Origin of the sequence: Aeromonas sp. HMWF014 (assembly GCF_963878295.1) — a bacterium.
In the GTDB taxonomy this organism is placed as follows: domain Bacteria; phylum Pseudomonadota; class Gammaproteobacteria; order Enterobacterales; family Aeromonadaceae; genus Aeromonas; species Aeromonas popoffii.
Genome location: NZ_CAWNYS010000118.1, coordinates 1 through 7625 on the forward strand (window position 1 = coordinate 1; position 7625 = coordinate 7625).

General features: G+C 60.2%; 8 protein-coding genes and 1 pseudogene. 5 read left to right on the forward strand and 4 right to left on the reverse strand.

The window, feature by feature from the left end; all coding sequences use genetic code 11:
• Window positions 1-337 (forward strand): helix-turn-helix domain-containing protein (locus AAC083_RS04655; RefSeq protein ID WP_181364647.1); only part of this gene is annotated, 337 nt, incomplete at its 5' end.
• Window positions 338-475: 138 nt separating this feature from the next.
• On the forward strand, window positions 476-1237 hold the full coding sequence (locus tag AAC083_RS04660) for a Nif3-like dinuclear metal center hexameric protein (protein WP_108535960.1): 762 nt from the start codon (window positions 476-478) through the stop codon (window positions 1235-1237).
• A gap of 118 nt (window positions 1238-1355) precedes the next feature.
• On the opposite strand, the gene purN is transcribed toward AAC083_RS04660, so the two are convergent.
• Together purN and purM are read right to left on the reverse strand one after the other, a co-directional pair.
• Window positions 1356-1994 (reverse strand): phosphoribosylglycinamide formyltransferase, encoded by a 639-nt coding sequence (gene purN / locus AAC083_RS04665; protein WP_181364648.1) that lies wholly within the window; start codon window positions 1992-1994, stop codon window positions 1356-1358.
• Between the two features lie 8 nt (window positions 1995-2002).
• Window positions 2003-3040: a phosphoribosylformylglycinamidine cyclo-ligase gene (gene purM / locus AAC083_RS04670; protein ID WP_108535962.1), complete on the reverse strand. Its 1038-nt coding sequence runs from the start codon at window positions 3038-3040 to the stop codon at window positions 2003-2005.
• A 175-nt stretch (window positions 3041-3215) separates the two neighbouring features.
• Here purM and upp point away from each other — a divergent pair, with 175 nt between their 5' ends.
• The 3 genes from upp (at window position 3216) to hda (ending at window position 5814) form a co-directional block, all read left to right on the forward strand.
• Window positions 3216-3842 carry a uracil phosphoribosyltransferase gene (upp, locus tag AAC083_RS04675; protein WP_042036473.1) on the forward strand — a complete coding sequence of 209 codons (627 nt, stop codon included), beginning with the start codon at window positions 3216-3218 and terminating at the stop codon, window positions 3840-3842.
• A 147-nt stretch (window positions 3843-3989) separates the two neighbouring features.
• Window positions 3990-5009 carry a DUF2066 domain-containing protein gene (locus tag AAC083_RS04680; RefSeq protein ID WP_108535963.1) on the forward strand — a complete coding sequence of 340 codons (1020 nt, stop codon included), beginning with the start codon at window positions 3990-3992 and terminating at the stop codon, window positions 5007-5009.
• 103 nt (window positions 5010-5112) lie between these two features.
• Window positions 5113-5814 carry a DnaA inactivator Hda gene (gene hda, locus AAC083_RS04685; protein ID WP_016351307.1) on the forward strand — a complete coding sequence of 234 codons (702 nt, stop codon included), beginning with the start codon at window positions 5113-5115 and terminating at the stop codon, window positions 5812-5814.
• A 100-nt stretch (window positions 5815-5914) separates the two neighbouring features.
• Here hda and aceA read toward each other — a convergent pair whose 3' ends face one another.
• Together aceA and AAC083_RS04695 are read right to left on the reverse strand one after the other, a co-directional pair.
• Window positions 5915-7228, reverse strand: a complete 1314-nt coding sequence (gene aceA / locus AAC083_RS04690) for an isocitrate lyase (protein ID WP_042036481.1) — start codon at window positions 7226-7228, stop codon at window positions 5915-5917.
• 73 nt (window positions 7229-7301) lie between these two features.
• Window positions 7302-7625 (reverse strand): annotated as a pseudogene (locus AAC083_RS04695) (malate synthase A); the annotation flags it as partial.

The window sequence follows — 7625 nt, forward strand, 5'->3', positions numbered from 1 at the left end:
CCTGTTGGCTCACCCCTGGCCCGGCAATGTGCGGGAGCTGGACAACGTGGTGCAGCGTGCCCTGATCCTGAGCCCGGATGGGCTCATCGGCTGCGAGCACCTGATCCTGGAAGAGGTGGACGAGGAGGCGATCCGCTTCACCGGCGGCGATCGCAGCTGCGGGAGCGAGCATCTGGGCAGCGAGCTCAAGCAGCAGGAGCACCAGATCATCCTCGATACCTTGCAAGACTGTAACGGCAGCCGCAAGGCGGTGGCCGACCGGCTCGGCATCAGCCCGCGCACCCTGCGCTACAAGCTTGCCCAGATGCGGGAGGCGGGGATCGATCTGCCCGCCTGAGTGCTGGATGGGCATGGCCTGCCAGGGAACTGTCATGGTCTTGGCGGCTTTGCTCGATTATCATGGGGTCCTTGGCGTTTGAGCCTGGCCCCTGCTGTATCGTTGATGCAGGGGACCGAGCCTTTATAAGGGACCCCTATGATCTCTCATCGAAAACTCGAAACTGTACTCAACCATCTACTTGAACCCCACGCCATCAAGGATTACTGCCCCAACGGCTTGCAGGTAGAGGGGCGCGAGCGCATTCGCAAGGTGGTGACCGGTGTCACCGCCAGTCAGGCGCTGATCGATGCGGCCGTGGCCCTCGACGCCGATGCCATTCTGGTCCATCACGGTTACTTCTGGAGCGGCGAGCCGGCCCAGATCACCGGCATGAAACAGCGTCGCCTCAAGACCCTGCTCACTCACGACATCAACCTGTTTGCCTATCATCTACCGCTGGATGTGCATCCCGAGGTGGGTAACAACGCCCAGCTTGCCAAGCTGCTGGACATCAAGGTGCGCCGTGGCCTGGAGCCCTGGAACAGCAAGAGCGTCGCCATGGTGGGCAAGCTGGAAGAGCCGATGAGTGGCCGCGACTTTGCCAACCTGATTGCCGAGCGCCTTGGCCGCGAACCGCTGCATTGCGGTGATACTGGCCCCGAGCTTATCCGTTCCGTCGCCTGGTGCACCGGCGGCGGTCAGAGCTACATCAATCTGGCGGCGGACCAGGGCATCGATGCCTTCATCTCCGGCGAAGCCTCCGAGCAGACCATTCACACCGCTCGCGAGATGGGGATGCACTTCTACGCCGCTGGCCATCACGCCACTGAACGTTACGGCGTCAAGGCGTTGGGAGAGTGGCTGGCGACCGTGCAGGGGTTGGATGTGACCTTTATCGATATCGACAATCCGGTGTAAGTTCGATTAGCCGCGCAGCGGCGTAATCGGACATGACTGCAGCAATTGTGCGGGTAGCTAGAAATGACAAGGGAGGCCTAAGCCTCCCTTGTCACATGTTGCATGCTGTGCTTGGCGGTTACTCGCAGGCATGACCTGCGGGGCCAAGCACGATACCGTCCAGCAGGACTGTATCGCCTTGCATTCTCAGCCTTCCCTCGCAGAACCACTGCACCACCAGCGGGTAGATGCTGTGCTCCTGGACCTGCACCCTGGCCGCCACTTCCTCGACATCGTCACCTTCGAAGATGGGGACGCGAGCCTGCAGGATCACCGGGCCACCATCCAACTCTTCGGTGACGAAGTGGACGCTGGCACCGTGCTCACTATCACCGGCATCGATGGCGCGCTGGTGAGTGTGCAAGCCTTGATACTTGGGCAGTAGTGACGGGTGGATGTTGATCATCCGCCCTGCGAAGTGACGCACCAGATCGGCACTCAGGATCCGCATAAAGCCGGCCAGTACCACCAGATCCGGCTGATAGTCATCCATCAGCGCCTGCAGGGCGACGTCATACTCCACCCGGCTGGCAAACTGCTGCTGGGACAGAATGGCGGTCGCTACCCCGGCCGTTTGCGCACGCACCAAGCCGTAGGCATCGGCCTTGTTGCTGATGACACCGACCACTTCGCCGGCAATCTTGCCGCTGGCGCAATTGTCGAGAATAGCCTGCAGGTTACTGCCGCTGCCGGAGACCAGCACCAGGATCCGTTTCATTGGGGAGGTCATTTTATGACGACTTGTTCTTCACCATCGGCCGCCTTGGCGATATGGCCGATGTGCCATGCGTTCTCGCCTTCCGCCTTGAGCAGGGTCAGCGCCTTTTCGAGCTGATCCGCAGGCAGGGCGATGATCATGCCGACGCCGCAATTGAAGGTTCGGTACATCTCGTGACGGGTGACGTTGCCAGCTTGCTGCAACCAGCTGAACACCGCCGGCCACTGCCAGCTCTGCTCGTCGATCACCGCCTGGGTATTGGCGGGCAGCACGCGGGGGATATTCTCCCAGAAGCCGCCGCCCGTGATGTGGGACAGGGCATGGATCTCGCACTCTTTGATCAGCTTGAGCACGGGCTTCACATAGATGCGGGTTGGCTCCAGCAGGGCGTTGGCCAGGGTGGTGTCACCGAGTGGCTGATGAACGTCTGCCTTGGACACTTCCAGGATCTTGCGCACCAGCGAGAAACCGTTGGAGTGGGGGCCGCTGGCAGCCAGGGCGATCAGGGCATCGCCGTCACCGACCTTGCTGCCGTCGATGATCTCGCTCTTCTCCACCACGCCGACGCAGAAACCGGCGATGTCGTAGTCTTCCCCTTCATACATGCCCGGCATCTCGGCGGTTTCACCGCCCACCAGGGCGCAGCCGGATTGCTCGCAACCAACACCGATCCCGGTGACCACGGCGGCCGCGGTGTCCACGTCCAGCTTGCCGGTGGCATAGTAGTCGAGGAAGAACAGCGGCTCGGCGCCTTGCACTATCAGGTCATTGACGCACATGGCCACCAGGTCGATACCGACGGTGTCGTGCTTTTTCAGATCGATGGCGAGACGCAGCTTGGTGCCCACACCATCGGTGCCGGAGACCAGTACCGGCTCCTTGTAGCCCGCAGGGATTTGACACAGGGCCCCAAAGCCGCCAAGACCACCAAGGACTTCAGGACGACGAGTGCGCTTTGACACGCCCTTGATACGTTCAACCAGTGCATTGCCAGCATCGATATCTACGCCAGCATCCTTGTAGCTCAGTGAGGTTTTGTCAGTCACGCGTATTCCCCGTCATATAAAGAAGTGGAGGGTAAAATTCGGGGCGTATTCTAACAGTGGCCGGGTAAAAGCAGAAAGGAAATCGTTTGCGCGTTTTTGCGTGGAAAAGCTCTACAAAAGTCGGCTTTTGTTGTATGATTCCGCGATTTTTTTGCGGCAGTTAGAGGAGATAATAATGAGAGTCGTTGAAGTCAAACACCCCCTGGTCAAACACAAGATCGGTCTGATGCGTGAAGGCGATATCAGCACCAAGCGTTTCCGTGAACTGGCCAAAGAAGTGGGCAGTTTGTTGACCTACGAAGCGACCTCTGACTTCGAAACCGAGAAGGTTACCATCGATGGCTGGAACGGGCCAGTGGAAGTTGACCAGATCAAGGGCAAGAAGGTCACCGTCGTGCCTATCCTGCGTGCCGGTCTTGGCATGATGGATGGCGTGCTGGAGCACATGCCGAGCGCCCGCGTCAGCGTGGTCGGTATCTACCGCGATGAAGAGACCCTGCAACCGGTTCCCTATTTCGAGAAAATCGTCAGCAACATCGAAGAGCGTCTGGCACTGGTCATCGATCCCATGTTGGCCACCGGCGGCTCCATGATCGCCACCATCGACCTGCTGAAGAAGAAAGGCTGCCAGTCCATCAAGGTGCTGGTGTTGGTTGCCGCGCCGGAAGGGATCAAGGCGCTGGAAGCTGTGCACCCCGATGTCGAGCTCTACTGCGCCTCCGTCGATCAGGGCCTGAACGAGAAAGGCTATATTGTCCCGGGTCTGGGCGATGCCGGCGACAAGATCTTCGGCACCAAGTAATGCCTGATGACGTGACCACCTTCTCTGTGTGAGGGGTGAGAATGGAGCCGGCGCCTTGCCGGCTCTGCTGTTTATCCCCCTCCAGCTTGCTGCAATGCGCACCTTGCCGCTACCATAAGCACCATCTCCCATTTCGAGACTTTTCTCATGTTAAAACGTGTTGTGACCGCCCTCTGCTGCGGCTTGTCATTCATGGTCTCGGCCGCTCAGGTGACCGATCTCTATCAGGGCAAGGCGCCCACCAGCGGCGACATGGTGGCGGCCCAGTCCCAAGCGCTGGGGGAGGTACTCGTCAAGGTGACCGGCAAGCGGGATATCCTCACCCAGCCGGCCGTGGTCAAGGCGCTGGCCGCGCCAGGCGACTATGTGCAGCACTACGGTTATCAGGACGTGGGACCGGTCAAGTTTCTCAAGGCCGACTTTGACGTCGCCAAGGTCAACGCCCTGATCTCCCAGAGCAAGTTTGCCCTGCTTGGGCCAGCACGGCCTCAAATGGCCATCTGGCTGGTGATCAATGAGGGAGAACGCCGCCTCCTGCCGGATCAGTCCAGCGATGGCTGGGCCGCCGCGCTGCGTGCCCAGAGCCAGGCCATGGGCTTGCCTGTCAGCATTCCCTTGATGGATCTCGATGACAGCATGGCGGTCAATGCCACCGATGTCTGGGGCCGCTTCGCCGACCCCATCCTCAAGGCGAGCCAGCGTTATGGCGCCGAGATGGTGGTGCTGGGCAAGCTGACCCCGGAAGGGGAAACGTGGAACATAGACTGGGGCCTCTATGGACCCAAAGCCGGTGGCGAGCAGGCCGAGCTGACCCGCGGTAGTGGCAGCGGCACCCAGGCCGAGGTGGCACAGGGGTTTGCCGATGGGCTGGCGGCCTGGCTGGTGCAAAACTATGGTGCGCGCATCTCGGGTGTCGCCTCCAGCCAAACCCTGGTGGTGGAAGGCTTGTCCGGCATAGACGGCATGATTACGGTGCAGAAGATGCTGCAGGGCATGGCCAGCGTCACCAAGGTGGAGATCGGCCAGCTGGAGGGGGACAAGGTCACCTTCAACCTCGCGTTGCAGGGGGATAAGGCTGAGCTCATCCGTGGCCTGCAACTGGAGAGCAGGTTGCGCCAAATTGACGATAATGACAGCGGTTTGCGCTACCAATGGTCGCAGCCCTGATCATTTCTGCTTTGTCTCAACCGCCCGGCCAAGTCCGGGCGGTTCTCTATCTGCCTTTGCGATGATACACTCAGCCACAAATGTCACAGTCAAAGCCCAACGAGTGAAGCAACCGGCCCAACTGTCTTTAGCCGTACAATTACCGGATGATGAAACCTTCGTCAGTTTTTATCCCGGCAACAATGCGCACCTGATCACCGCCCTCAAGAATGCGGCCATCGGTCAGGGATCGCCTTTCCTCTATTTTTGGGGTGCCAAGGGGTCGGGACGCTCCCACCTGCTGCACGCCACTTGCGCCGAGGTCAACGCCCGCGATGCGGCGGCGGCCTATCTCTCCCTCGATCAGTTCGAACAGCTCGATCCCAGCATGCTCGATGCCCTCGAAAGCCTGCCACTGGTCTGTCTCGACAGTCTCGAAGCCATCGCCGGCAATGCGCTGTGGGAGCGGGCCTTGTTCGATTTCTACAATCGCTGGCAGGAGAAAGGGGAGGGGACGCTGGTGGTCACGGGTTGCAGTGCACCGCGCAAGCTGGGGCTGCAACTGCCGGATCTCGCCTCCCGCCTCGACTGGGGGGTGAGCTTCCACCTCGACGAGCTGGATGATGAAGGCAAGCTCAGTGCCCTGCAGCTGCGTGCCGAGCTGCGGGGCTTCAAATTGCCCATTGACGTGGGCCGCTTCCTGCTCAACCGACTCTCCCGCGACATGCGCACCCTGCTTACCACCCTCAATCAGCTCGATAACGCCTCATTTCGCGCCAAGCGCAAGCTCACCATCCCCTTTGTAAAAGAGATCCTGGAGCTCTGAGCCATTGGGTGTGCCTGAGCCGCAGCGGCGCTGATACAACAGATAAAAAGAAACCCCGGCACCTGGCCGGGGTTTTGCTATTTCAAGGAAGCTTTGCTTATCAGTGGAACTGATCTTCTTCGGTGGAGCCGGTCAGCGCGGTGACCGAGGATTGGCCGCCCTGGATAACGGTGGTCACCTTGTCAAAGTAACCCGTGCCCACTTCCTGCTGGTGCGCCACGAAGGTGTAACCACGGCTGGCGGCGGCAAATTCCGGCTCCTGTACCATTTCGACGTAGTGCTTCATCCCCTCGCCACGGGCGTACTGGTAGGCCAGTTCGTACATGTGGAACCACATGTTATGAATGCCGGCGAGCGTGATGAACTGGTACTTGTAGCCCATGTCGGACAGTTCCTGCTGGAAGCGGGCGATAGTGGCATCGTCCAGGTTCTTCTTCCAGTTGAAGCTGGGGGAGCAGTTGTAGGCCAGTATGGTGTCCGGGTACTGCGCCTTGATGGCTTCGGCAAACTTGCGCGCCTCGTCCAGATCCGGCTTGGCGGTTTCACACCACACCATGTCGGCGTAAGGGGCATAGGCCAGACCACGGGAGATGGCCTGTTCGATACCCGCCTGCACCTTGTAGAAGCCTTCTGCGGTGCGTTCACCGGTCAGGAAGCCGGCATCGTAAGGGTCTGCATCCGTGGTCAGCAAGTCCGCCGCGTTGGCGTCGGTACGGGCGATCACCAGCGTCGTGGTGCCGCAGACGTCGGCTGCGAGGCGTGCTGCAACCAGCTTCTGTACCGCTTCCTGGGTGGGGACCAGCACCTTGCCACCCATGTGGCCGCACTTCTTCACCGAGGCCAGTTGATCTTCGAAGTGCACACCGGCGGCACCCGCTTCAATCATTCCCTTCATCAGCTCGAAGGCATTCAGCACGCCGCCGAAACCGGCTTCCGCATCCGCCACGATCGGCAGGAAGTAGTCGATGAAACCGGCATCCTGCGGACCCACCTTGTTGGCCCACTGGATCTGATCGGCACGGGCAAACGAGTTGTTGATGCGTTCCACCACGGACGGGACAGAGTTCGCCGGGTAGAGGGACTGATCCGGATACATGGTGGAGGACAAGTTGTTGTCCGCCGCCACTTGCCAGCCGGAGAGGTAGATGGCTTCTATGCCCGCCTTGGCCTGCTGTACCGCCTGGCCGCCGGTCAGGGCACCGAGGCAGTTGACGTAGCCTTTCTTGGCGCTGCCGTGGATCAGTTCCCACAATTTGTCGGCGCCGCGCTGAGCCAGAGTGTGCGCAGGCTGCAAGCTGCCGCGCAGGTTCACCACGTCTTCGGCGCTGTAGCCGCGTTTGATCCCTTTCCAGCGGGGGTTTTGTGCCCAGTCTTTCTCGATAGCCTGGATCTGTTGCTCACGGGTCAGTGCCATATCAGTTCCCTCTTTCATTGATTTCACGTGTCCATTGACTTGTTATTGGCGAGCCCCGCTGGGGGCCCGTGATTCAGAGTCGCTCGTAACCGGGCAGCGTCAGAAAATCGATCAGGGTGTCGGCGCAGGTGATCTGCTCCATCAGCTCGCTCGCTTCGGCAAAACGCCCCGCATGCCAGCGGGCATCGCCCAGTTCGCGTTTGACCACCTGCTGCTCCTCGACCAGCATCTGGCGAAACAGATCCTTGGTCACCACTTGACCATTCGACAGGCTCTTGCCGTGGCGGATCCACTGCCAGATGGAGGTACGGGAGATCTCGGCGGTGGCCGCATCTTCCATCAGGCCATAGATGGGCACGCAGCCGTTACCGTTGATCCAGGCCTCCAGGTATTGCAG